Origin of the sequence: Pseudomonas sp. GD03903 (genome assembly GCF_029840045.1) — a bacterium.
GTDB lineage: Bacteria > Pseudomonadota > Gammaproteobacteria > Pseudomonadales > Pseudomonadaceae > Pseudomonas > Pseudomonas pseudonitroreducens.
The window spans coordinates 195,900-220,464 of record NZ_JAOCBT010000004.1; the positions used below are offsets into that span (position 1 = coordinate 195,900).

Here is a 24,565-nt window from a genome sequence, read left to right on the forward strand (position 1 = left end):
CTCAGTATAGGGCGCGAGGCTTGGGGTGGCGGGCCGTCTGGCGGTATGTCGAGCCCCTCACCCTAACCCTCTCCCGCGAGCGGGAGAGGAGACGGTTCGGCGCAGGGTGAAACGGTGGCGTCAGCCGGCACGGTCTGCCCCCTCTCCCTGAGGAGCGGGGCGCGCAGCCAGGGCTGGGGTAAGGGGGAAGCACCGACACTTTTCGGCCGGGGTTCGCGAGCAAGCTCGCTCCTACAGGAAGCCACGCGCTCTTTGTAGGAGCGAGCTTGCTCGCGAACCGCCCACCCCAATAAGCACGATCAGAACGTAGGACGCAGGTGTGATCAGCCCGCAAACCCCTCGGCAATATGCTGATCCTTCAGCTTCACGTAGTTGCCGGCGGTATAGCTGAAGAACGCCCGCTCCTTGTCGGTCAGCGGACGGGCCTTCTTCACCGGGCTGCCGACATAGAGGAAGCCGCTCTCCAGCACCTTGCCCGGCGGCACCAGGCTGCCGGCGCCGAGGATTACCTCGTCCTCGATCACCGCACCGTCCATCACGATCGAACCCATGCCCACCAGGATGCGGCTGCCGATGCTGCAGCCATGCAGCAGCACCTTGTGACCGATGGTCACCTCGTCGCCGATGGTCAACGGGAAGCCGTCCGGGTTGAACGGGCCGGCGTGGGTGATGTGCAGCACGCTGCCATCCTGCACGCTGGTGCGCGCGCCGATGCGGATACGGTGCATGTCGCCGCGGATCACCACCAGCGGCCAGACCGAGCTGTCGGCGCCGATCTCGACGTCACCAATGACCACGGCGCTGGTGTCGACGAAGACGCTCTCGCCGAAAGATGGCGTTTTGCCCTGATAGGTTCGAATCGTCACGATAGCTTTCCTGTGGCTGCGGATAGGTCCGATTGTATTTAAGATGGCCAGGTGTTTCTTCAGCCAAGGTGCCACCGTGAGCGCGAATCCTCTTCTGCAGAGCTACGACCTGCCGCCCTTCTCGTCCATTCGCCCCGAGCACGTGAAGCCGGCCATCGAGCAGATCCTCGCCGACAACCGCGCAGCCATCGCGCGCATCCTCGCCCAGCAGAACGGCACCCCGACCTGGGCCGGCCTGGTGCTGGCCATGGACGAACTGCATGACCGCCTGGGCAAGGCCTGGAGCCCGGTCAGCCACCTCAACGCGGTGTGCAACAGCGCCGAACTGCGCGACGCCTATGAAGGCTGCCTGCCGCTGCTGTCCGCCTACTGGACCGAACTGGGGCAGAACCCCGAGCTGTTCAAGGCCTACGAGGCGCTCGCCAGCAGCCCCGAGTCGAAAGGCTACGACGTCGCCCAGAAGACCATCCTCGAACACGCCCTGCGTGACTTCCGTCTGTCGGGTATCGACCTGCCGGCGGACCAGCAGCAGCGCTACGCGGAAATCCAGACGCGCCTGTCCGAGCTGGGCAGCCGCTTCTCCAACCAGTTGCTGGACGCCACACAGGCCTGGACCAAGCACGTTACCGATGAAGCCGCCCTCGCCGGCCTGACCGACTCGGCCAAGGCGCAGATGCAGGCTGCCGCGCAGGCCAAGGAACTCGACGGTTGGCTGATCAGCCTGGAGTTCCCCAGCTACTACGCGGTGATGACCTACGCCGAGGACCGCGCCCTGCGCGAAGAGGTCTACGCCGCGTACTGCACCCGCGCCTCCGACCAGGGCCCGAATGCCGGGCAGAACGACAACGGCCCGGTAATGCAGGAAATCCTCGACCTGCGCCAGGAACTGTCGCACCTGCTGGGCTTCAAGAACTTCGCCGAGCTGTCGCTGGCCACCAAGATGGCCGAGACGCCGGAGCAGGTGCTGAACTTCCTCCGCGACCTGGCCGTGCGCAGCAAGCCCTTCGCCGCCCAGGACCTGGAGCAGCTCAAGGCCTACGCCGCCGAGCAGGGCTGCCCGAACCTGTCGAGCTGGGACGCCAGCTACTTCGGCGAGAAGCTGCGCGAGGCGCGCTACAGCGTGTCCCAGGAAGCCCTGCGCGAGTACTTCCCGATCGACAAGGTGCTCTCCGGCCTGTTCGCCATCGTGCAGAAGCTCTACGGCATCCAGATTCGCGAACTGAACGACTTCGAGCGCTGGCACCCGGACGTGCGCCTGTTCGAGATCGAGGAAAACGGCCAGCACGTCGGCCGCTTCTACTTCGACCTCTACGCCCGCGCCAACAAACGCGGCGGCGCCTGGATGGACGGCGCCCGCGACCGTCGCCGCACCGCCGGCGGCGACCTGCAGGCGCCGGTGGCCTACCTGGTATGCAACTTCACTCCAGCCGTCGGCGGCAAGCCGGCGCTGCTGACCCACGATGAAGTCACCACCCTGTTCCACGAATTCGGCCACGGCCTGCACCACCTGCTGACCCGCGTCGAGCACGCCGGCGCCTCGGGCATCAACGGTGTGGCCTGGGACGCGGTGGAGCTGCCCAGCCAGTTCATGGAGAACTGGTGCTGGGAGCCGGAAGGCCTGGCACTGATCTCCGGCCACTACGAAACCGACGCGCCGCTGCCGCAGGACCTGCTGGAGAAGATGCTCGCCGCGAAGAACTTCCAGTCCGGCCTGATGATGGTCCGCCAGCTGGAGTTCTCGCTGTTCGACTTCGAGCTGCACGCCACCCATGGCGACGGCCGCAGCGTGCTCGAGGTGATCGAGGCGATCCGCGCTGAAGTCGCGGTGATGTGCCCGCCGGCGTACAACCGTTTCGCCAACAGCTTCGCGCACATCTTCGCCGGCGGTTACGCGGCCGGTTACTACAGCTACAAGTGGGCCGAGGTGCTGTCCGCCGACGCCTTCTCGCGCTTCGAGGAAGAAGGCGTGCTCAACCCGGCGACTGGCGCGGCCTTCCGCGACGCGATCCTGGCCAAGGGCGGCTCCCAGGAGCCGATGGCGCTGTTCGTCGCCTTCCGTGGCCGCGAGCCGTCCATCGACGCCCTGCTGCGCCACTCCGGCCTGTCCGAGGAGGCAGCCTGATGAGCGAAGTGAAGAAACGCTTCATCGCCGGGGCCGTCTGCCCGGCCTGCAGCGAGCAGGACAAGATCGTCATGTGGGACGTCGACGGGGTTCCGCACCGTGAGTGCGTGGCCTGCGGCTACGCCGACACCCTCAATGCCCAGGGCCAGTCGGTGCCGAAAGAGCTGTCCACCCGCGTCAACACCAGCGCGCTGGAAAAGCCCAAGGACCCGAAGGTGCAGGGCGTGCAGTTCTTCCCTAATCCGAAGCTGAAAAAGCCTGCGGAATAGCGCCCAGTTGCTGCGAAGAAAATGCCCCGGCTCGCCGGGGCATTTCTATTTCATCGGTTCAAGCTTGTCAGTACGCCTTATAGTGACCAAAATTTGATCCATTATTTGGAGCTATTTCTATGCAGACCTTGCTTGCCAATACCGCTGTCAGCGTTTCTGAACTGAAGAAAAACCCTTCCGCCGTGCTGGCAGAATCCGGCGGCGAGCCGGTCGCAGTGCTCAATCACAACAAGGTGATGGGTTACATGGTGCCGGCGGAGCTATTCGAGTCGATCCTTGATCGCCTGGAAGATCTGGAGCTGGCGGAAATTGCTCGCGCGCGGCTAGGCGACAAAGGCATTCCGGTATCACTCGATGACCTATGAGCTGGAGTTTCTGCCAGCCGCGCTGAAGGAGTGGCGCACACTGGGCCATACGGTGCGCGAGCAGTTCAAACGAAAGCTTGACGAGCGCCTGAGCAATCCTCGCGTCCAGGCCGACACCCTCCACGGGCTGCCGAACCACTACAAGATCAAGCTGCGCTCGGCGGGTTACCGCTTGGTCTACCGCATCGAGGAGTACCGCGTCGTCGTCACGGTTGTCGCCATCGGCAGACGAGAGCGCGGTGAGGTCTACAGCACAGCCGCGCAGCGGCGCTGAAGTTGCGATAGTCAGACCGCCAAAACTTCCGACGTCAGCATTGGTATCAAGGAACCACTCATCAGAGCCGTCATAGCATGGACTCCCGCTCGTCCGGCCAGCCCATGATCGCCATGGCCGGCTAGTCTTCAGAGCATCACCTCAAGGAGTCCGCCGTGGCCCAGACGTTCCCACCAACCCGAAGGAAGCCCTCACGTGCTTGACCGCTTTGGCATGCTGGAGGTGATGCGCGCCTCGCGGCTGACCCAGTTCCCGATCAGCCCTGTGCTGCGCGAAACCCACGGTTTCAAGGGACGGCTGACGTTCTTCCTGCTGCTGGCGGCAGCGCTGGTCTTCACCTTCGCCGCGCTCGGCCACGACATCCGCGCCAGCGGCACGCACCTGGAGCCGGGCTGGTCGGTGGTGGTGCTGGTGGTGGCCCTGCTGATCGCCCTGGGCTTCGAATTCATCAACGGCTTCCATGACACGGCCAACGCGGTGGCCACGGTCATCTATACCAATGCACTGCCACCCCGATTCGCGGTGGCCTGGTCGGGATTGTGGAATTTTCTCGGGGTGCTCTTTTCCAGCGGTGCGGTGGCCTTTGCCATCGTTTCGCTGCTGCCGCTAGACCTGCTGCTGAAGGTCGATAGCAGCGCCGGCCTGGCGATGATCTTCGCCCTGCTGATCGCCTCGATCCTGTGGAACCTCGGCACCTGGTGGCTGGGGCTGCCGGTGTCGTCCTCGCACACGCTGATCGGCTCCATCGTCGGCATCGGCCTGGCCCACGGCGCCATGGCCGGGCACATCGGGTTGTCGGGCAATGCCTGGTCGCAACTGACCACCGTGGGCTATGCACTGTTCCTCTCGCCGCTGGTGGGCTTCTTCGCGGCCTTCGTGTTGCTGCGGGTGATGAGCTCGACGATCCGCAACCGCGCGCTGTTCCATGCGCCAGAGGGCCGCACACCGCCGCCGCGGTGGATTCGCGCCATCCTGATCCTCACCTGCACCGGCGTCTCCTTCGCCCACGGTTCCAACGACGGGCAGAAAGGCATCGGCCTGATCATGCTGATCCTCATCGCCACCGTTCCGCTGGCCTTCGCGGTCGACCGCGGGCACTCCCCGGAGCAGGCGCAGCGACTGCTGGCGCTGACCCAGGCGAGCCAGGAACAGTTGCATCGCTTCGGCGGCAGCCCGGCGGCGGACCCGCGCCGGACACTGCTGGGCTATCAGGAGGACGAAAAAGTCCGACCGGAACTGCTGCCCTCGCTGGCCAGCGTGATCGGCGACATCGGCGCACGCCTGCAACGCCATGGGCAGATGGCCAAGGTGCCCGCCGAGGAAGTGCAGGATCTGCGCAATGACCTTTACCTGACCCTGGAAACCATCCGCCTGCTGGACCGCAGCGACCAGCAGTTCGAGCTGGAAACCTGGAGCAGCCTGCAGGCGCTGCGTCATGAAGGTGACCGGGCGATTCGCTTCATCCCGGTGTGGGTCAAGGTCGCCGTGGCCCTCGCCTTGGGCCTGGGTACGCTGGTGGGTTGGCGGCGCATCGTCACCACGGTCGGCGAAGGCATCGGCAAGACGCCACTGACTTATGCACAGGGCGCTTCGGCGCAACTGGTCGCCATGCTCACCATCGGCGCGGCGGATGGCTTCGGCCTGCCGGTGTCGACGACCCAGGTGCTCTCCTCCGGCGTGGCCGGCACCATGGCCGCCAACGGCAGCGGCCTGCAGTGGCCGACCATCCGCAACATGCTGCTGGCCTGGGTGCTGACGCTGCCAGCCGCCATCGGCCTGGCAGCGGGGTTGTACTGGCTGTTCATCCGGCTGCTGTAGGCCCTCTTTCGTAGGAGCGAGCTTTGCTCGCGAACCGCTTGGCTCCCGAGCAGCCGGGAAATTCTGTTCGCGAGCAAGCTCGCTCCTGCAAGAGCTTCGGTCCGACCGCCGAGCAGTTATTGCTGGCTGTGGAAAACTCCGTGGATTACTGTATTTATATACAGCGTTACTTCAGAGCTTTCCCTTATGTCCACTTCCCTTCCACCCCGCGGCCGGGGCACCGCCAGCAATCCGCACAACCGCTTCGCGCCGACCACCTCGGTGCCTGTGGATAACGATTGGTACGACGAAGTGCCCAAGCCCCAGGTGACCGAAATCCGCACTGAGCGGGCAAAGTCGGTGATCTCGCGCAACCAGTCGCCGGACCTGCCCTTCGATCGCTCGATCAATCCCTATCGCGGCTGCGAGCACGGCTGCATCTACTGCTACGCGCGGCCCAGCCATGCGTACTGGGACCTGTCGCCAGGGCTGGATTTCGAGACGAAGCTGATCGCCAAGACCAACGCCGCCGAAGTGCTGGAAGAAGAGTTGAGCCGCAAGGGCTACGTCTGTGCGCCGATCAACCTGGGCGCCAACACCGATCCCTACCAGCCCATCGAACGCCAGCAGCGCCTGACCCGGCAGATCCTCGAGGTGCTGCTGCGTTACCGCCATCCGGTGACCATCGTCACCAAGGGCTCGCTGATCCTGCGCGACCTCGACCTGCTGGCGGAGCTGGCGAGACAGAATCTGGTCGCCGTGATGATCAGCCTGACCACGCTGGACGATGAGCTCAAGCGCATCCTCGAGCCCCGCGCCGCCGCTCCCTCCGCGCGCCTGCGGGCGATCCGGGTGATGCGCGAACAGGGCATTCCGGTCGGAGTGCTGTGTTCGCCGATGATCCCGATGATCAACGACCGCGAGCTGGAGGCCTTGCTCGAAGCCGCCCATGACGCCGGCGCCCAGAGCGCCAGCTACATGATGCTGCGCCTGCCGCGCGAGGTTGGCCCGCTGTTCGAGGAATGGCTGGCGGCACACTACCCGCAGCGCGCCAACCACGTGATGAGCCTGATCCGCCAGCTGCGCGGCGGGGAAATCTACGACAGCCGCTTCGGTCACCGCTTTCGCGGCGAAGGCCCGTTCGCCGATCTGCTGGCCAAGCGCTTCGAGGTCGCCATGCGCCGCCTGGGGCTGGGCCGGCGCGGCAGCTTCGGCCTGGACTGCACGGCGTTCGCCCCGCCGCGCAGCCAGATGAGCCTGTTCTGAATCAGCGGTCGGGAGCCACCAGGTCCGCCATCATCTGGGCGAGCTGCAGCGGCGAGTTGAGCAATCTTTCGATGACCACCAGCACGTTCTTTTCCTCCTTGCTGACCTTGCTGCCGAAGCCGAAAAAGCCGCCGGAGGACTCCGCCACGGCCTTGCCCAGCGCCAGCAGGTCCGCCTTGAAGGCCGCCGCGTCAGCGTCGCTGACCTGCTGCCCCAGCAGTCGATTGACGTCGACCAGGTACTGCAGGCGGTTGAACTCGGGGTCGGAGAAACGCTGCAGGAAGTCCATCAGCACCGCACGGCCGCTGGGCGTATCCGGGCTGAGCTCGGTCATCACGCGCTGCATCAGCACGCTGGGGTATTTGCCGGATTCCTTGAACAGCTTGCCGAAGGCTTGGGCCTCCTTGGCGTCGATCTCGCCTTCGGCGCTGGCGACCATGCAGAAGATCGCCACAGGCGCCTCGCGCAGATGCTTCCACTCCTCGCTGGAGAAACCGGCGAAGCCGGTCATGCCGGTGATCTGGTCCTGCTGGTGCTCCTTCCAGATCGCCCGGCCTTCGGCATTTCCGTCACGCCCTTCATAGAAGGCATCGATCAGCGCTTGCAGCTCGTTCTGGGCAATACCGGTCACGCCCAGCAGTTTCGGCTTGAACACGGCGAAGCCTTCGTGGCTGTGGGCATGGCGATAGGGAACAGCCAGTTGCATCTCACGGCGCGGTTCGGCGTAGGAAACAATGTTCAGAATCAGTGCGTCGACCTTGCCAACCTCCTTGTGGGTCACAAAGCCATCGACGATCCATACCGCACCCTGGGCCTGCTGGGTGTTTTCCTGGTACATGCGCTGGCCCGCCTGCATGGCTTCCTCGCCGGTGTCCGCCATCAGCACCACCATCTTGAGCCGGCCGTCCGGCTCCAGGCAGTGGAACATCGGCATCAGCAGCTCGCCGCCGCTGACCGTTTGCACCGCGCTCGCGGCCGCATGGCCAGCCATCTTGTAGATGTCTTGCATGGTCACATCCTTGTTTCCTGGGGGGGTAGGGAAGGGTCCGGCGTCGTGCGCCACGCTCGTCATCCTGACCAAGCAAGAGGCCCGGTGGTCCGGGTCTGACAGAAATCGCAGCGGATAATGGCATATTGCCCAAAAGCAGAACATCGCCATCATCACAGTTGCAGTGTGACATTTCATCGCCATGATAGCTTGCCGATATCATCGTGAAATATCGGCGAAACATCATGCAAAAGCTCATTCCAGAGCGATTTTTTAATTTTGGTTTAATCTTCCTGACCTAGGGTTTGAGCACAAAGTGACTTACCGGTCACAACAGATTTTTTCCCACGCCTGTGCCTTTTCTCCCCAGGGAGAGCGTCGGCTGACGTGGGAAAATTCTTCGTCATTCTTCGAGGCTGATACATGAACGACAAAACGCACGGTGAGGATCACGCCCACGAATCTGCCGACGAGGCGCTTCGCCATATCGTCGAGGGTTTCCGTCAGTTCCGTCACGACGTCTTCCCGCAACAGGAAGAACTGTTCAAGAAACTGGCCCATGCGCAGAACCCGCGCGCCATGTTCATTACCTGCGCCGACTCGCGCATCGTCCCTGAGCTGATCACCCAAAGCTCGCCGGGCGACCTGTTCGTTACCCGCAACGTCGGCAACGTCGTGCCACCCTACGGCCAGATGAACGGTGGCGTATCCACCGCCATCGAATTCGCGGTGATGGCCCTGGGCGTGCAGCACATCATCGTCTGCGGTCACTCCGACTGTGGCGCGATGAAGGCGGTGCTGGCGCCGCAAACACTGGAAGGCATGCCGACGGTGAAAGCCTGGCTGCGCCATGCCGAAGTGGCCCGCACCGTGGTCGCGCAGACCTGCGGTTGCGCGACCCAGGAACACCTGGGCGTGCTCACCGAGGAGAACGTGGTGGCCCAGCTCGATCACCTGAAGACCCACCCGTCCGTGGCCGCGCGCCTGGCTTCCGGCCAGCTGTTCATCCACGGCTGGGTGTACGACATCGAGACCAGCGCCATCAAGGCCTACGATGCCCAGGAAGGCCGCTTCCGCGCCCTCGACGGCGAAGGCCCGACGCCCAGCGCCACCCCACGCCCGCGCTATTCCCCGCAATAAGCGGCTGATACCAGCACGCACCCGGGGCGCGGCGGCCCAGCAGAACAAACGCCGCGCCCCGCTTCTGCCTTGATCCCTGCCTGAGGCGTACGCAGCCACTGCGTTCGCCATCCCTTTGAATTGCGCGTGTCGATGCGGTCGAGACCGGCGTCGTGGGCTTTCGCGCGCCCGAAAAATGCTCGAAGGAGAACAGCGCCATGTCGGCCTCCCACTCTGTTCCATGCGGATTTTCCCAACTGCGCCAAGCACTGCCGCGCGACCTGCTCGCGTCGGTGGTGGTGTTTCTCGTCGCCCTGCCGCTATGCATGGGCATCGCCATCGCCTCGGGCATGCCACCGGCCAAGGGGCTGGTGACCGGCATCATCGGCGGCCTGGTCGTCGGCTTTCTCGCCGGCTCGCCGCTGCAGGTGAGCGGCCCGGCGGCGGGGCTTGCGGTGCTGGTCTTCGAACTGGTGCGCGCCCACGGCATGGCCATGCTCGGGCCGATCCTGCTGCTGGCCGGCGCGCTGCAGCTGCTGGCGGGCAGGCTGCGCCTGGGCTGCTGGTTCCGCGTGACCTCGCCGGCGGTGGTCTATGGAATGCTCGCCGGCATCGGCATTCTCATCGTGCTGTCGCAGGTGCACGTGATGCTCGATCTCAAGCCGCAGGCGTCCGGGCTGGATAACCTGCTGGCGTTCCCGGCCGCGCTCCTGTCCGAAACCAGCGGTTTCGATGCGGCGCTGCTCGGGCTCGGCACCATGGCCTGCATGGCGTTGTGGGAGCGTTTCAAACCGCGCCGGCTGCGCATGCTGCCCGGCGCCCTGATCGGCGTGAGCCTGGCGACGTTGGCGAGCATCGCCCTGGAACTCGACGTGCTGCGGGTGAGCGTGCCGCAGAACCTTGGCGATGCCATCGACTGGATTCGCCCCGGCGATCTTGGCGCTCTGCTCGACCCGGCCATTCTATTGGCCGCGGTGGTGGTCGCCTTCATCGCCAGCGCCGAGACGCTGCTCTCAGCCGCCGCCGTGGACCGTATGCACAACGGCCCACGCTCGGACATGGACCGCGAGCTGAGCGCCCAGGGTGTGGGCAACATGCTCTGCGGGCTGGTCGGCGCGCTGCCGATGACCGGGGTGATCGTGCGCAGCTCGGCCAACGTGCAGGCGGGCGCGCGCAGCCGCGCCGCGGCGATCTTCCATGGGCTCTGGCTACTGGGCTTCGTCGTGCTGCTGGGCGGGCTGCTGCGGCAGATACCCATTGCCAGCCTGGCGGGTGTGCTGGTCTACACCGGCATCAAGCTGGTGGACCTGAAGGCGCTGCGCTCGCTGGGCCGCTATGGACGCATGCCGATGCTGGTGCATGCGGCGACCGCACTGGCGATCGTCGCCACCGATCTGTTGACCGGCGTGCTGCTGGGCTTTGCGCTGACGCTACTGAAGCTGGTGTTCAAGGCCGCACGGCTGAAGATCAGCCTGCGCTACGACGAGGAAGGCACCGGTGCCGAACTGCGTCTGGTCGGCGCGGCCACCTTCCTCAAGGTGCCGGCGCTGTCCCGGACGCTGCAGTCGGTGAAGCCGGGAACGCACCTGCGCGTGCCGTTGCAACACCTGAACTACATCGATCACGCGTGCATGGAGCTGCTCGAAGACTGGGGCCGCAGCGCCGCAGCCAGCGATTGCCGGCTGTCCATCGAAGGCAACGGCCTGCGCCGCCGCGTGGAAGGTCGGCTGCGCGCGCTGCACAGCCCGGGCTGAGCCTCAGGCGCGGCCCAGCTCCAGCTCCACACCGAACTGCCGCGACAGGCACGGCCACTGCTGCCAGGCCATGACCACCTGTGGGTCGTTGAGCCGCGCGCGGTAGCTGACAGCGGATTCGGCGCTGAAGGTGCTGTCGTCGAGCATGCCATTGACCGCGTGGTGCACCGCCTCATCCAGCTGGTTGGCGAAGGGTTCGCCGATCAGCTGGTGCGCCACCAGGTTGGCCACGGTGGTGTCCAGCGGGATCAGCGGCTGGTTGAAGTGGGCGATGTAGCGGTCATTTACCTCCTCTACCAGGCGGTGGGCGAGGTAGGACTCGTCCAGCAGCGCGTCCAGGCCATCGTGACCGTCGAGCAGCGCAGGTGGTGTAAGGAAGAACTGCTCGGCGAGCTTGAGCACCGGCTTGATACGGTCCTCGATACCGGCTGCTCGCGCCACGGCGTTGGCAGCATCGAGGAAATCCGGCACCTGCTCGATGTAGGCATGGACGAAACGCGTCAGCGTGCCGCTGGGGTCCTCGCCGGTCAGGGCGATGCTCTTGTGCAGGCTTTGCAGTTGGCTCTGGATCAGGCGGGCGAGATGGCCATGGCGGGATTCGAGCAGGTGGGCATTCCGGATCAGCTCACGCAGTGCAGCGGTGTTCATGACAACTCCAAGACAACGGGTTTGGAAAGTGAAGAAAGACCTTAGCCGCACCCCGGGCGAAGCTAAGACGCGATTGTCATATTCATGAACTGGTTATGCCGGCACGGCATATCAGACGGCCAGCATGGTACTCCAAACCCGCGTCGTCCGTGGCTTTGAGATCACACTTCGGTCTTTCAAACACAGTTTTTACTCTGCGTTGTTATGTCGCAACCCGTGGCTATACTCCGCTTCGACACACCGAAAACCTGATGGACCCGGCCTGCCCTGCGTGCTGCCGAGGTAAGACGTCAAAGGTAAGTTGTCTTGGCGGTCACTCCCTTGGCCGTTGGCTTGTTCAGGCTCGACCCCTCTGCAATGGGGATCGCAGCCAGGGCGCTATGCCGGCGGGATAAAAACAACGATAAGGGGAACCCGAATGCTGCGACATCCACGAGTCTGGATGGGCTTCCTTTTGCTCTTGGCTTTCAGTCAGGCAAACGCCGCCTGGACGGTCAACATGGCCCCCGGTGCGACGGAAGTCAGCCGTAACGTTTTCGATCTTCACATGACGATCTTCTGGATCTGCGTGGTCATCGGCATCGTCGTCTTCGGCGCGATGTTCTGGTCGATGATCGTCCACCGTCGGTCCACCGGGCAGCAGCCCGCGCATTTCCACGAGAGCACCACGGTGGAAATCCTCTGGACCGTCATTCCCTTCCTGATCCTGGTGGTGATGGCCGTCCCGGCCACCAAGACGCTGATCCACATGTACGACACCTCGGAGCCCGAGCTGGACGTGCAGGTCACCGGCTACCAGTGGAAGTGGCAATACAAGTACCTGGGCCAGGATGTGGAGTTCTTCTCCAACCTCGCCACGCCGCAGGACCAGATCCACAACAAGGCCGACAAGGACGAGCACTACCTGCTCGAGGTGGACAATCCGCTGGTGCTGCCGGCCGGGGTCAAGGTGCGCTTCCTGGTCACCTCCAGCGACGTGATCCACTCCTGGTGGGTGCCGGCCTTCGCGGTCAAGCGCGATGCCATTCCCGGCTTCGTCAACGAGGCCTGGACCAAGGTCGACCAGCCCGGCGTCTACCGCGGCCAATGCGCGGAGCTGTGCGGCAAGGACCACGGTTTCATGCCCATCGTCGTCGACGTGAAGTCCAAGCCCGACTTCGACAAGTGGCTGGCCGAGCGCAAGGAAGAGGCGGTCAAGCTCAAGGAGCTGACCAGCAAGGAATGGACGAAGGAAGAGCTGGTCGCCCGTGGCGACAAGGTCTACCACACCATCTGCGCCGCCTGTCACCAGCCTGAAGGCCAGGGCATGCCGCCGATGTTCCCGGCGCTCAAGGGCTCGAAGATCGTCACCGGGCCCAAGGAGCACCACCTGGAAACCGTGTTCAACGGCGTCCAGGGCACGGCCATGGCGGCCTTCGGCAAACAGCTCTCGGAAGTCGACATCGCCGCGGTGATCACTTACGAGCGCAACGCCTGGGGCAACAACGACGGCGACATGGTGACCCCGCAGGACGTGGTCGCCTACAAGCAGAAACAACAATAAGGAGGCCGCGATGAGTACAGTGATCGATCACCCCGACCATTCTCACGCCGGCGACCACCACCACGGCCCCGCCAAGGGCCTGATGCGCTGGGTACTGACCACCAACCACAAAGACATCGGCACGCTGTACCTGTGGTTCAGCTTCTGCGCCTTCCTGCTTGGCGGCTCCTTCGCCATGGTGATCCGCGCCGAACTGTTCCAGCCGGGCCTGCAGATCGTCGAGCCGGCGTTCTTCAACCAGATGACCACCATGCACGGCCTGGTGATGGTCTTCGGTGCGGTGATGCCGGCCTTCGTCGGCCTGGCCAACTGGATGGTGCCGCTGATGATCGGCGCGCCGGACATGGCCCTGCCACGGATGAACAACTTCAGCTTCTGGCTGCTGCCAGCGGCCTTCGGCCTGCTGGTGAGCACGCTGTTCATGCCCGGCGGCGGCCCGAACTTCGGCTGGACCTTCTACGCGCCGCTTTCCACCACCTTCGCGCCGCACAGCGTGACCTTCTTCATCTTCGCCATCCACCTGATGGGCATGAGTTCGATCATGGGCGCGATCAACGTGATCGCCACCATCCTCAACCTGCGCGCCCCGGGCATGACGCTGATGAAGATGCCGCTGTTCGTCTGGACCTGGCTGATCACCGCGTTCCTGCTGATCGCGGTGATGCCGGTGCTGGCGGGTTGCGTGACCATGATGCTGATGGACATCCACTTCGGCACCAGCTTCTTCAGCGCGGCCGGCGGCGGCGACCCGGTGCTGTTCCAGCACGTGTTCTGGTTCTTCGGCCACCCCGAGGTGTACATCATGATCCTGCCGGCGTTCGGCGCCGTCAGCTCGATCATCCCGGCCTTCAGCCGCAAGCCGCTGTTCGGCTACACCTCGATGGTCTACGCCACCGCGTCGATTGCCTTCCTGTCCTTCGTCGTCTGGGCGCACCACATGTTCGTGGTCGGCATCCCGCTGGTGGGCGAGCTGTTCTTCATGTACGCGACCATGCTGATCGCCGTGCCCACCGGGGTGAAGGTGTTCAACTGGGCATCGACCATGTGGCAGGGCTCGCTGACCTTCGAGACGCCGATGCTGTTCGCCGTGGCCTTCGTCATCCTGTTCACCATCGGCGGCTTCTCCGGGCTGATGCTGGCCATCGCCCCGGCGGACTTCCAGTACCAGGACACCTACTTCGTGGTGGCGCACTTCCACTACGTGCTGGTGCCCGGCGCGATCTTCGGCATCTTCGCCTCGGCCTACTACTGGCTGCCGAAATGGACCGGCCACATGTACGACGAGACCCTGGGCAAGCTGCACTTCTGGATGAGCTTCATCGGCATGAACCTGGCGTTCTTCCCGATGCACTTCGTCGGCCTGGCCGGCATGCCGCGGCGGATTCCGGACTACAACCTGCAGTTCGCCGACTTCAACATGGTCTCGTCCATCGGTGCCTTCATGTTCGGCACCACGCAGCTGCTGTTCCTGTTCATCGTCATCAAGTGCATCCGCGGCGGCCCGCCAGCACCGGCCAAACCCTGGGATGGCGCGGAAGGCCTGGAGTGGACGATTCCCTCGCCCGCGCCGTACCACACCTTCAGCACGCCTCCGGAAGTGAAATAACGATGTTCCTGTAGGAGCGAGCTTGCTCGCGAACGCTTTTTCCGGGCACCCCGGTGCCGGGTGATTCGCGAGCAAGCTCGCTCCTACGAAAAGAGGACAACAAGATGAGCGACGGCAACATCGAAACGCGCAAGCTGGTGACCCGGCTGGTCATTGCCGTGGTCGCCATGTTCGCTTTCGGCTTCGCCCTGGTGCCGCTGTACGACGTGATGTGCAAGGCGCTGGGGATCAACGGCAAGACCTCCGGCAGCGCCTACCAGGGCGATGGCCAGGTGGTCGATCAGTCGCGCGAAGTGAAGATCCAGTTCGTCGCCAACAACAACATCGACATGGTCTGGGAGTTCCACCCCGAGGCCGAGCAACTGGTGGTGCATCCGGGCGCGGTGAATCAGATGCTGTTCGTCGCCTACAACCCCACCGACAAGCCGATGACTGCCCAGGCGATCCCGAGCATCGCGCCGTCGGTGGCGGCCACCTATTTCCACAAGACCGAATGCTTCTGCTTCACCCAGCAGGTCCTGCAGCCGGGCGAGCGCATCGAAATGCCGGTGCGTTTCATCGTCGACCGCGATCTGCCCAAGGATGTGCGTCACCTGACGCTTGCTTACACGCTGTTCGACATCACTGCCCGCAAGCCACCCGTGGCCAGTAACGAGCGCTGAAGGGCAAAGGAGAACAAGAACAATGGCAACCCACGATCCCTATTACGTCCCCGCGCAGAGCAAGTGGCCGATCATCGCCACCATCGGCATGCTGGTGACGATGTTCGGCGTCGGCACCTGGATGAACGACATGAGCGCCGGCAAGGAGCACTCCCACGGCCCGTGGATCTTCTTCGCCGGCGGGCTGATCCTGGCGTACATGCTGTTCGGCTGGTTCGGCAACGTCATCAAGGAAAGCCGCGGCGGTCTCTACAGCCCGCAGATGGACCGTTCGTTCCGCTGGGGCATGAGCTGGTTCATCTTCTCCGAGGTGATGTTCTTCGCCGCCTTCTTCGGCGCGCTGTTCTACGTGCGCCACTTCGTCAACCCATGGCTGGGCGGCGAAGGCCACCATGGCATCTCGCACATGCTCTGGCCGCAGTTCGAAACCGGCTGGCCGCAGCTGAACAACCCGGACAACAAGCTGTTCCCGCCGCCCAAGGAAGTGATCGATCCGTGGAAGCTGCCGCTGATCAACACCCTGCTGCTGGTCACCTCCAGCTTCACCGTGACCTTCGCCCACCACGCGCTGAAGAAGAACCATCGCGGCCCGCTGAAGATGTGGCTGGCCGCCACGGTGGCGTTGGGCGCGTGCTTCATCGTGCTGCAGGCCTACGAGTACCACGAGGCCTATAGCGAGCTGGGCCTGACCCTGGGCTCGGGCATCTACGGCGCGACCTTCTTCATGCTCACCGGCTTCCACGGCGCCCACGTGACCATCGGCGCGATCATGCTGAGCATCATGCTGATCCGCATCATTCGCGGGCACTTCGACGCCGACAAACACTTCGGCTTCGAGGCGGCCAGCTGGTACTGGCACTTCGTCGACGTGGTGTGGATCGGGCTGTTCATCTTCGTTTACGTGCTGTGAGGACGTTCCGCCCGCGGCAAGCTCAAAAGCCCCTCACCCTAACCCTCTCCCAAAGGGAGAGGGGACCGTTCGGAGCAGGATGAAACCGTAACGTCAGCCGGCACGCAAAGCCCCCTCTCCCTGAGGGAGAGGGCTGGGGTGAGGGGGAACGCAGGCACAAGGCTTCAGAGGAAGACGATTGCTCCTACCCAGAGCAATACGGAACTAGAAATGCCAGGGGGCGGAGCTGCCGAGTTGGCCGCTGAGGAAACCCCAGGCGATCAGAGCGACGGTCAGGGCAGTCAGGGTGACACGCACGGTCAGCGCGTTGACCACCCGCGAACCGTGGCCCTCGTCCTTGACCAGAAAGAACAGACCACTGAACAGACTGACGACGGTCGCCAGCAACAACAGAACGATCGCAGCTTTGAGCACTACCGGCCTCCTGTCCGCAGGGGACTGGGGTTGAGGGGGATGTCTTGCAGTATAGCCAGCACGCTACCGAGCACCGCCAAGGCCGCGCCACGCGCGCCTTCCGGCCGGGCATTGCGCCAACCCTGGTGGTCCTCGCGCTGCTGCCGGTGCTGATCGGCCTGGGCTTCTGGCAGCTCTCCCGCGCCGCTGAAAAACGCACCCTCCTCGCCGTTGCCGAAGCCCAGCGCCTGCAGGACCCGATCAGCATTGCCGAGCTCGAGCGCCAGCCACCGCGCAGCTACATTCGCGTGCGCCTGCAGGGCCAGCTCGACGCCGAGCACACCGCTCTGCTCGACAACCGCACCCGCAACGGCCAGGCCGGTGTCGAGGTGCTGCAACCCTTCTTCGACCGCGTCGGCCACCAATGGCTGCTGGTCAACCGCGGTTGGGTGCCCTGGCCGGACCGTCGCGTGCCACCGAAGATCGATACGCCCAATCACGACCTGCTGCTGGACGCCTGGACCTATGCCCCGCCAGCCGCCGGCCCAAGCGCCCCGCTCGCCAGCTGGCCGCGCCTGATCACCCAGGTGGACGCCCCGTTCCTGTGGGACCAGCTCGGCCGCGAAGGCAGCCCGCTGGAAATTCGCCTGGAACCCGGCGACGCCGCCTTCGACACCGACTGGCCGATCGTCGCCATGCCCCCGGAGCGCCACGTCGGCTACGCCGTGCAGTGGTTCGCCCTGGCTATCGCACTGTCCGCCCTTTACCTCTACCTCGGCATCCGTCGCGCACGGGAGACCCTTGACCATGACCGCCATGACTCTGCCTGACGCCCCCAACCGCCGCCGCGGCCGCGTGCAACTGCTGCTGATCCTCGGCATGGTGCTGGGGCCGATGCTGCTCGCCACCGCCATGTACAAGCTGCAGTTCTGGGTACCCGAAGGACGCAGTTACAGCGGCGACCTGATTGCCACCGGCCAGACCCCGGCGGACCTCGGCGTACAGGCCGACCAGTCGAGCGAGCATTGGCAATTGCTGGTCACCGTACCGGAGGCCTGCGCCAGCGACTGCCAGCAACTGGTCTACCTGGCGCGGCAGATCAACATCGGCCTGGGCCGCGAAGCCAGCCGCGCCGAGCACGCGCTGGCCTTCGCCAAGCCGCTGCCGGCCGAGTTCACGGGGTTGCTCGACAAGGACTACCCGCGCCTGCAACGCCTGGGCCTGACGCCCAACCAGCACACCGGCGCCCAGCCGCAGCTGTGGATCGTCGACCCCCACGGCAACCTGGTGCTGCGCTATGACGCCAAGGCCAACGGCAAGTCGATCCTCAAGGACCTGCAGTTGCTGCTGAAGCTTTCCAACATCGGTTAAGCCGGTCGAGACATCGCCAGCCCCAGACAACAACAAGATCGGGAGCGACGCATGATCCAGGCAAGACGCAAACCCGCCTTCTACCTCGCCGTGCTGGCCACGGCGCTGGCCTTCGTGGTCATCCTGCTGGGCGCCTACACCCGCCTGACCCACGCCGGTCTCGGCTGCCCGGACTGGCCCGGCTGCTATGGCTTCGTCCACGTACCGCTGAACGAGGCGCAACTGGCCCACGCCGAGATGCATTTCCCCGACTCGCCGGTGGAGGCGCAGAAAGGCTGGAACGAGATGATCCACCGCTACTTCGCCGGCAGCCTCGGCCTGCTGATTCTCGGGCTGGCGGTGCACGCGCTGGTACGGCGCGGCCGCGACGGCCAGCCCATGCGCCTGCCGCTACTACTGCTCGCCGTAGTGATCGCCCAGGCGGCCTTCGGCATGTGGACGGTCACCCTCAAGCTCTGGCCGCAAGTCGTCACCGCGCACCTGCTCGGCGGCTTCACCACGCTGTCGCTGCTGTTCCTGCTCAGCCTGCGCCTGTCCGGGGCCTTCGCCCCGCTGCAGTTACCCGCGAAGCTGCGCGCACTGGCAGCCGTCGCTCTGCTGATGGTGATCGGGCAGATCGCCCTCGGCGGCTGGGTCAGCAGCAACTACGCGGCGGTGGCCTGCATCGACCTGCCGATGTGCCATGGCGAATGGTGGCCGAACATGGACTTCGCCAACGGCTTCCACCTCACCCAGCACATCGGCCCCAACTACCTCGGCGGCCAGCTCGACAGCGACGCCCGCACGGCCATCCACATGACCCACCGCATGGGCGCGCTCTGCGTGACCGCGGTGATCCTGCTGCTGGCCTGGAACCTCCAGCGCCACGGCCTGATCGGCATCACCGCGCTGATGCTGCTGGGGCTGTCCCTGCAGATCGGCCTGGGCATCAGCAACGTCCTGCTGCACCTGCCGCTGCCGGTGGCAGTGGCGCACAACGGCGGCGGCGCCTTCCTGCTGCTGATGCTGGTACTGGTGAACTACCGGGTGCGCGCACCCGCGGCGAAACGCGTCGAGCTGCCCGCCGGCAGCCCGATTGCCCTGGACGCCCTGGAGCGCCCGGTGGCCTATCCCTCCCAAGGTTGAGATTGCACAGTTGAGTACGATGGCCGGTGCCGAGGCGCGCCGGTCCCTATCCAAGCCAAGCAGTCAGCACAAAGACGGAGAAATGCCCATGGCCAGCGTCATCAGCACTTCCAGCCAAGCCAGCTGGCGCGACCTGCTCGAACTGACCAAGCCCAAGGTCGTGCTGCTCATGCTGATCACCTCGCTGATCGGCATGCTGCTCGCTACCAAGGCCGGCGTACCCTGGCAGGTGCTGGTCTTCGGCAACCTCGGCATCGGCCTGTGCGCCGGCGGCGCGGCGGCAGTGAACCACGTGGTGGACCGGCGCATCGACTCGATCATGGCGCGCACCCACAAGCGTCCGCTGGCCGAAGGACGCGTCTCGCCGCCCATCGCGCTGGGCTTTGCCATGTTGCTGTCGGTGGCCGGGATGGCGGTGCTGCTGGTGTTCACCAACCCGTTGACGGCCTGGCTGACCCTGGCTTCGCTGCTGGGCTATGCGGCGCTCTACACCGGCTTCCTCAAGCGCGCCACGCCGCAGAACATCGTCATCGGCGGCCTCGCCGGCGCCGCCCCGCCGCTGTTGGGCTGGGTCGCGGTGACCGGGCAGGTCTCCGCCGAACCGCTGCTGCTGGTGCTGATCATCTTCGCCTGGACCCCGCCGCACTTCTGGGCCCTGTGCCTGCACCGCAAGGACGAATACGCCAAGGCCGACATCCCGATGCTGCCGGTGACCCATGGCGAGCACTACACCAAGCTGCACATCCTGCTCTACACCCTGGTGCTGTTCGCCGTGACGCTGATGCCCTTCGCCATCCACATGGCCGGGCTGGTCTACCTGCTCGCCGCGCTGGCCCTGGGCGCACGCTTCCTCGACTGGGCCTGGGCGCTCTACTGCGGCAGCCGACCCCATGCAGCGATCAAGACCTTCAAGTACTCTATCGCCTACCTGTTCCTGCTGTTCATCGCGCTGCTGGTGGACCATTACCTGCCGCTGCACCTGAACTACTGAGGATTCGCGAGCAAGCTCGCTCCTACAGGGGAACTCCGTTTGTAGGAGCGAGCTTGCTCGCGAACATCACCGCCCCTGCCAACGGCACGAACAGCAGCACAAAGCCCAGACGTCCCGACCCACGAGTACCCCATGACCCGAGTCAACAAGACCGTCTTCATCCTCGTCGCCATCGTCGCCGTGATCCTCGGCCTCACCGTCCAGAAGGTGCTCAACCAGCGCCACCAGCTCGACCCGACCGTGCTGCTCGACGCCGGCATCGTGATCCTGCCGCAAACGCGCAGCGTGCCCGACCTCGCCTTCACCGACCAGGACAGCCAGCCATTCCAGACTTCCAGCCTGAAGGACAAGTGGTCCCTGCTGTTCTTCGGCTACACCTTCTGCCCGGACGTCTGCCCCACCACCCTGGCGCAACTGCGCGAGCTGCAGACCAAGCTGCCGCCGGAAGTGGCGAAGAACCTGCAGGTGGTGTTCGTCAGCGTCGACCCGCACCGCGATACTGCGCCGCGCATCAAGGAATACCTCGGCTTCTTCAACGCCGGCTTCAAGGGCATCACCGGCTCGGAAGAGAACGTGCAGAAACTGGCCAACGCCATGAGCATCCCGTACATCCCGGCGGACACCAGCAAGCCCAACTACACCGTCGACCACAGCGGCAACCTGGTGCTGATCGGCCCGGACGGCACCCAGCACGGCTTCATCCGCGCCCCGCTGCACAACGACAAGCTGGTCGCCCAGTTGCCCAGCGTGGTCAGCGCCAGCAACTGACTCCGCGACACCGTGTCTCACCCCCAACGGCCACCCGATAACGGTGGCCGTTGTTTTTTCTGCGCCATTCGCCCCGATAGCGGAAAAATACGAACTTTCTGCTAAACCTCTTCCCATGGCTCTGGCGCGGTGTAATACGCGGCCTTGAAGCTCCCTGGCGATTTTCCTGACCCCGTAGTCAATGTAAAAAATCTGCTACAGGAAATCAGGCATCAGTAATGACTCATACTCCATATTAGAAACATTAATTAACACCTATGCCTGAGCCTGTTGCAGGATTACCGGGCCTTTCGGTGGGTATGGGGAGCCTCTGATGGGTGGTCATTCACGGCGAGGATGACATGTCCGTCCGGTCACAATAGGCAATTAGGCTAAACACCAGGGTCCACGCGGCCTCGGTGGTGACTGGAAAACTACGGGTCCGAACGTGACTTGTAGTTATCGCTTCGTACCACTCCAGAACTTCTTGATGCCCTCCAGGTTCGATTGCACAATGCCGCGGCCACCGGGTCACAGCCCGGTCAGAGAATAAGAACTAGACCGTTGCCAGTTCGATAACCCGGGTCGCCAACGTAGTAGCCCGGACAATCCCAGGATCACGCAGGAGATTTGCGAGTGCAGATCGGTGTACCCCTCGAGACCCAAGCCGGTGAGACGCGGGTCGCAGCAACGCCGGAGACGGTCAAGAAACTGATCGGGCAAGGCCATCAGGTGGTCATCCAGAGCGGTGCGGGCGTCAGCGCCAGCCAACCGGATGCCGCCTACGAAGCTGTCGGCGCGAAGATCGGCACTGCCGCCGATGCGCTCGGCGCGGAACTGGTGCTGAAGGTTGTCGCGCCCAGCGAAAGCGAGCTGGCGCAGATGAAGTCCGGCGCCGTGCTGCTTGGCATGCTCAATCCGTTCAACAACGAGAACATCGCCCGCATGGCCGAACGCGGTATCACCGCCTTCGCCCTGGAAGCCGCGCCGCGTACTTCCCGCGCGCAGAGCCTGGACGTGCTCTCCTCCCAGGCCAACATCGCCGGCTACAAGGCCGTGTTGCTCGCCGCCCACCATTACCCGCGCTTCATGCCCATGCTGATGACCGCCGCCGGCACCGTTAAGGCCGCTCGCGTGCTGATCCTCGGCGCCGGCGTTGCCGGCCTGCAGGCCATCGCCACGGCCAAGCGCCTGGGTGCGGTGATCGAGGCCTCGGACGTCCGTCCGGCGGTGAAGGAGCAGATCGAGTCCCTGGGTGCCAAGTTCGTCGACGTGCCCTACGAGACCGATGAAGAGCGCGAGTGCGCCGAAGGCGTTGGCGGTTACGCCCGCCCGATGCCGGCCTCGTGGATGGAACGCCAGGCCAAGGCCGTGCACGAACGCGCCAAGCAGTCGGACATCGTCATCACCACCGCACTGATTCCGGGCCGCAAGGCACCGACCCTGCTGCACGAGGCGACCGTCGCCGAAATGAAGCCAGGCTCGGTGGTCATCGACCTCGCGGCCTCGCAAGGCGGCAACTGCCCGCTGACCGAAGCCGACCAGGTGGTGGTCAAGAACGGCGTGACCATCGTCGGCCTGAGCAACCTGGCCGCGCTGGTACCGGCGGACGCCTCCGCACTCTACGCACGCAACCTGCTCGACTTCCTCAAACTCACCCTGACCGCCGAAGGCTTCACGGTGAACATGGAAGACGACATCGTCGCCGCCTGCCTGATGTGCCGCGACGGCCAGATCGTGCGCAAGAACGGCTGAGCCCTTCTTATATAAGAACGCGCCGGACCCCGCGTCCGGCCCTGAAGACCGGTGAGAAACTATGGAAGACATGCTGATCTCCCACGGCATCTACAACCTGATCATCTTCGTGCTGGCGATCTACGTCGGCTACCACGTGGTCTGGAACGTCACCCCTGCCCTGCACACCCCGCTGATGGCGGTGACCAACGCCATTTCCGCAATCGTGATCGTCGGCGCCATGCTGGCTGCCGCCCTGACCGTCACCCCGCTGGGCAAGGCCATGGGCACCCTGGCCGTGGCCCTGGCTGCCGTGAATGTGTTCGGTGGCTTCCTGGTCACCCGCCGCATGCTGGAAATGTTCAAGAAGAAAGCGCCGAAGGCGGAGAAGCACTGACATGAGCATGAACCTCGTCACCCTCCTCTACCTCATCGCCTCGGTCTGCTTCATCCAGGCCCTCAAAGGCCTGTCGCACCCGACCACCTCGCGCCGCGGCAACCTGTTCGGCATGATCGGCATGGCCATCGCCGCACTGACCACCGTTGCACTGGTGTTCAAGATCAGCAGCGAAATCGCCACCACCGGCATCGTCTACGTGATCATCAGCCTGCTGGTCGGCGGCACCGCCGGTTCGATCATGGCCAAGCGCGTCGAAATGACCAAGATGCCGGAACTGGTCGCCTTCATGCACAGCATGATCGGCCTGGCCGCCGTGTTCATCGCCATCGCTGCCGTGGTCGAGCCGCAGTCGCTGGGCATCGTGCAGAATCTGGGCGACACCATCCCCACCGGCAACCGCCTGGAACTGTTCCTCGGCGCGGCCATCGGCGCCATCACCTTCTCCGGTTCGGTGATCGCCTTCGGCAAGCTGTCGGGCAAATACAAGTTCCGCCTGTTCCAGGGCGCCCCGGTGCAGTTCGCCGGCCAGCACATGCTCAACCTGGTGCTGGGTCTGACCACCCTGGGCCTGGGCCTGCTGTTCATGTTCACCGGTAACCTGACCGCCTTCGTGGTGATGCTGGCCCTGGCCTTCATCCTCGGCGTGCTGATCATCATCCCGATCGGCGGCGCCGACATGCCGGTCGTGGTGTCGATGCTGAACTCCTACTCCGGCTGGGCCGCGGCAGGTATCGGCTTCTCGCTGAACAACTCGATGCTGATCATCGCCGGCTCCCTGGTGGGTTCCTCGGGCGCGATCCTCTCCTACATCATGTGCAAGGCGATGAACCGCTCGTTCTTCAACGTCATCCTCGGCGGCTTCGGCGCCGAAGCGGACGCTGGCGGCCCGGCCGGTGCCAAGGAAGCCCGCCCGGTGAAATCCGGTTCGGCCGACGACGCCTCGTTCCTGCTGACCAACGCCGACAGCGTGATCATCGTCCCCGGCTACGGCCTGGCGGTGGCCCGTGCCCAGCACGCGCTGATGGAACTGGCCGAGAAGCTGACCCATCGCGGCGTCAACGTGAAGTTCGCCATCCACCCGGTTGCCGGCCGTATGCCGGGCCACATGAACGTCCTGCTGGCCGAGGCCGAAGTGCCATACGAGCAGGTGTTCGAGATGGAGGACATCAACTCCGAGTTCGGCCAGACCGACGTGGTGCTGGTACTGGGCGCCAACGACGTGGTGAACCCGGCGGCGAAGAACGATCCGAAGTCGCCGATCGCCGGCATGCCGATCCTCGAGGCCTACAAAGCCAAGACCGTGATCGTCAACAAGCGCTCGATGGCCAGCGGCTACGCCGGCCTGGACAACGAACTGTTCTACCTGGACAAGACCATGATGGTCTTCGGCGATGCCAAGAAAGTCATCGAAGACATGGTCAAGGCCGTCGAATAAGACGACCGTCGATCCACAAGACACCGGCCTCGCGCCGGTGTCTTTGTTTGGTGGCCAGTTTTTGTTTGAAATGGTTAGATGACGCCCGCGATCCTCCTGAACTCCGAACCGGCTCGGCGAAAAATTGATGCGACCTGTCGAATAGGCAATGCAGAACAAGGTAAGCTCCGCATACACCTT

At 64.4% G+C, this 24,565-nt stretch carries 24 protein-coding genes; 20 read left to right on the forward strand and 4 right to left on the reverse strand.

The window, feature by feature from the left end:
• Positions 1 to 323: 323 nt before the first annotated feature.
• Positions 324 to 866, reverse strand: coding sequence for a gamma carbonic anhydrase family protein (locus N5C91_RS07920; RefSeq protein WP_279828860.1), 543 nt, complete (start codon positions 864 to 866; stop codon positions 324 to 326).
• A 76-nt stretch (positions 867 to 942) separates the two neighbouring features.
• Between N5C91_RS07920 and prlC the strand changes: the two genes are divergently transcribed.
• The 6 genes from prlC to N5C91_RS07950 all read left to right on the forward strand — a co-directional run bounded on the left by prlC (position 943) and on the right by N5C91_RS07950 (position 6,959).
• On the forward strand, positions 943 to 2,988 hold the full coding sequence (gene prlC / locus N5C91_RS07925; protein WP_279828861.1) for an oligopeptidase A: 2,046 nt from the start codon (positions 943 to 945) through the stop codon (positions 2,986 to 2,988).
• Positions 2,988 to 3,257, forward strand: coding sequence for a YheV family putative zinc ribbon protein (locus N5C91_RS07930; RefSeq protein WP_236172251.1), 270 nt, complete (start codon positions 2,988 to 2,990; stop codon positions 3,255 to 3,257). Before prlC ends, N5C91_RS07930 begins: the two co-directional genes overlap by 1 nt.
• A gap of 119 nt (positions 3,258 to 3,376) precedes the next feature.
• Complete coding sequence (locus tag N5C91_RS07935; RefSeq protein WP_236172252.1) at positions 3,377 to 3,622, forward strand: type II toxin-antitoxin system Phd/YefM family antitoxin; 246 nt, start codon at positions 3,377 to 3,379, stop codon at positions 3,620 to 3,622.
• Positions 3,612 to 3,896, forward strand: a complete 285-nt coding sequence (locus tag N5C91_RS07940; RefSeq protein WP_236201660.1) for a type II toxin-antitoxin system RelE/ParE family toxin — start codon at positions 3,612 to 3,614, stop codon at positions 3,894 to 3,896. Before N5C91_RS07935 ends, N5C91_RS07940 begins: the two co-directional genes overlap by 11 nt.
• 195 nt (positions 3,897 to 4,091) lie before the next feature.
• Complete coding sequence (locus N5C91_RS07945; protein WP_279828863.1) at positions 4,092 to 5,714, forward strand: inorganic phosphate transporter; 1,623 nt, start codon at positions 4,092 to 4,094, stop codon at positions 5,712 to 5,714.
• 186 nt (positions 5,715 to 5,900) lie between these two features.
• Entirely contained in the window at positions 5,901 to 6,959 is a 1,059-nt protein-coding gene (locus tag N5C91_RS07950) for a PA0069 family radical SAM protein (RefSeq protein WP_279828865.1), read from the forward strand.
• A gap of 1 nt (position 6,960) precedes the next feature.
• Here the strand turns inward: N5C91_RS07950 and N5C91_RS07955 are convergent, their stop codons facing one another.
• Positions 6,961 to 7,968, reverse strand: coding sequence for a hypothetical protein (locus N5C91_RS07955; protein WP_279828867.1), 1,008 nt, complete (start codon positions 7,966 to 7,968; stop codon positions 6,961 to 6,963).
• Between the two features lie 402 nt (positions 7,969 to 8,370).
• Between N5C91_RS07955 and N5C91_RS07960 the strand changes: the two genes are divergently transcribed.
• Entirely contained in the window at positions 8,371 to 9,087 is a 717-nt protein-coding gene (locus tag N5C91_RS07960; protein WP_024763725.1) for a carbonic anhydrase, read from the forward strand.
• 197 nt (positions 9,088 to 9,284) lie between these two features.
• A complete protein-coding gene (locus N5C91_RS07965) occupies positions 9,285 to 10,820 on the forward strand; it encodes a SulP family inorganic anion transporter (RefSeq protein WP_279828870.1) in 1,536 nt (511 codons plus the stop codon).
• A 3-nt stretch (positions 10,821 to 10,823) separates the two neighbouring features.
• On the opposite strand, the gene N5C91_RS07970 is transcribed toward N5C91_RS07965, so the two are convergent.
• Positions 10,824 to 11,468, reverse strand: coding sequence for a hypothetical protein (locus tag N5C91_RS07970; RefSeq protein WP_236172258.1), 645 nt, complete (start codon positions 11,466 to 11,468; stop codon positions 10,824 to 10,826).
• Between the two features lie 418 nt (positions 11,469 to 11,886).
• On the opposite strand from N5C91_RS07970, the gene coxB reads away from it, so the two are divergent.
• The 4 genes from coxB (at position 11,887) to N5C91_RS07990 (ending at position 16,189) form a co-directional block, all read left to right on the forward strand.
• Entirely contained in the window at positions 11,887 to 13,011 is a 1,125-nt protein-coding gene (coxB, locus tag N5C91_RS07975) for a cytochrome c oxidase subunit II (RefSeq protein WP_169889504.1), read from the forward strand.
• Between the two features lie 10 nt (positions 13,012 to 13,021).
• A complete protein-coding gene (gene ctaD / locus N5C91_RS07980) occupies positions 13,022 to 14,617 on the forward strand; it encodes a cytochrome c oxidase subunit I (protein WP_236172259.1) in 1,596 nt (531 codons plus the stop codon).
• Between the two features lie 104 nt (positions 14,618 to 14,721).
• Positions 14,722 to 15,279, forward strand: coding sequence for a cytochrome c oxidase assembly protein (locus tag N5C91_RS07985; protein ID WP_081518891.1), 558 nt, complete (start codon positions 14,722 to 14,724; stop codon positions 15,277 to 15,279).
• Positions 15,280 to 15,301: 22 nt separating this feature from the next.
• On the forward strand, positions 15,302 to 16,189 hold the full coding sequence (locus N5C91_RS07990) for a cytochrome c oxidase subunit 3 (RefSeq protein ID WP_138213360.1): 888 nt from the start codon (positions 15,302 to 15,304) through the stop codon (positions 16,187 to 16,189).
• A gap of 204 nt (positions 16,190 to 16,393) precedes the next feature.
• Here N5C91_RS07990 and N5C91_RS07995 read toward each other — a convergent pair whose 3' ends face one another.
• Positions 16,394 to 16,603 carry a twin transmembrane helix small protein gene (locus N5C91_RS07995; RefSeq protein ID WP_236172261.1) on the reverse strand — a complete coding sequence of 70 codons (210 nt, stop codon included), beginning with the start codon at positions 16,601 to 16,603 and terminating at the stop codon, positions 16,394 to 16,396.
• A gap of 44 nt (positions 16,604 to 16,647) precedes the next feature.
• Between N5C91_RS07995 and N5C91_RS08000 the strand changes: the two genes are divergently transcribed.
• The 8 genes from N5C91_RS08000 to N5C91_RS08035 all read left to right on the forward strand — a co-directional run bounded on the left by N5C91_RS08000 (position 16,648) and on the right by N5C91_RS08035 (position 24,385).
• Positions 16,648 to 17,412, forward strand: coding sequence for an SURF1 family protein (locus tag N5C91_RS08000; RefSeq protein WP_236172262.1), 765 nt, complete (start codon positions 16,648 to 16,650; stop codon positions 17,410 to 17,412).
• Complete coding sequence (locus N5C91_RS08005) at positions 17,390 to 17,953, forward strand: hypothetical protein (protein ID WP_279828878.1); 564 nt, start codon at positions 17,390 to 17,392, stop codon at positions 17,951 to 17,953. Before N5C91_RS08000 ends, N5C91_RS08005 begins: the two co-directional genes overlap by 23 nt.
• A 51-nt stretch (positions 17,954 to 18,004) precedes the next feature.
• Positions 18,005 to 19,078, forward strand: coding sequence for a COX15/CtaA family protein (locus N5C91_RS08010; protein WP_279828880.1), 1,074 nt, complete (start codon positions 18,005 to 18,007; stop codon positions 19,076 to 19,078).
• An 88-nt stretch (positions 19,079 to 19,166) separates the two neighbouring features.
• Positions 19,167 to 20,069: a heme o synthase gene (gene cyoE, locus N5C91_RS08015; RefSeq protein WP_236172265.1), complete on the forward strand. Its 903-nt coding sequence runs from the start codon at positions 19,167 to 19,169 to the stop codon at positions 20,067 to 20,069.
• A gap of 132 nt (positions 20,070 to 20,201) precedes the next feature.
• On the forward strand, positions 20,202 to 20,837 hold the full coding sequence (locus tag N5C91_RS08020; protein WP_236172266.1) for an SCO family protein: 636 nt from the start codon (positions 20,202 to 20,204) through the stop codon (positions 20,835 to 20,837).
• 615 nt (positions 20,838 to 21,452) lie between these two features.
• Entirely contained in the window at positions 21,453 to 22,571 is a 1,119-nt protein-coding gene (locus N5C91_RS08025; protein ID WP_054907497.1) for a Re/Si-specific NAD(P)(+) transhydrogenase subunit alpha, read from the forward strand.
• A gap of 61 nt (positions 22,572 to 22,632) precedes the next feature.
• Positions 22,633 to 22,947 carry an NAD(P) transhydrogenase subunit alpha gene (locus N5C91_RS08030; RefSeq protein ID WP_015474896.1) on the forward strand — a complete coding sequence of 105 codons (315 nt, stop codon included), beginning with the start codon at positions 22,633 to 22,635 and terminating at the stop codon, positions 22,945 to 22,947.
• A gap of 1 nt (position 22,948) precedes the next feature.
• Positions 22,949 to 24,385 carry an NAD(P)(+) transhydrogenase (Re/Si-specific) subunit beta gene (locus N5C91_RS08035; protein WP_279828888.1) on the forward strand — a complete coding sequence of 479 codons (1,437 nt, stop codon included), beginning with the start codon at positions 22,949 to 22,951 and terminating at the stop codon, positions 24,383 to 24,385.
• The last annotated feature ends 180 nt before the right edge of the window (positions 24,386 to 24,565 follow it).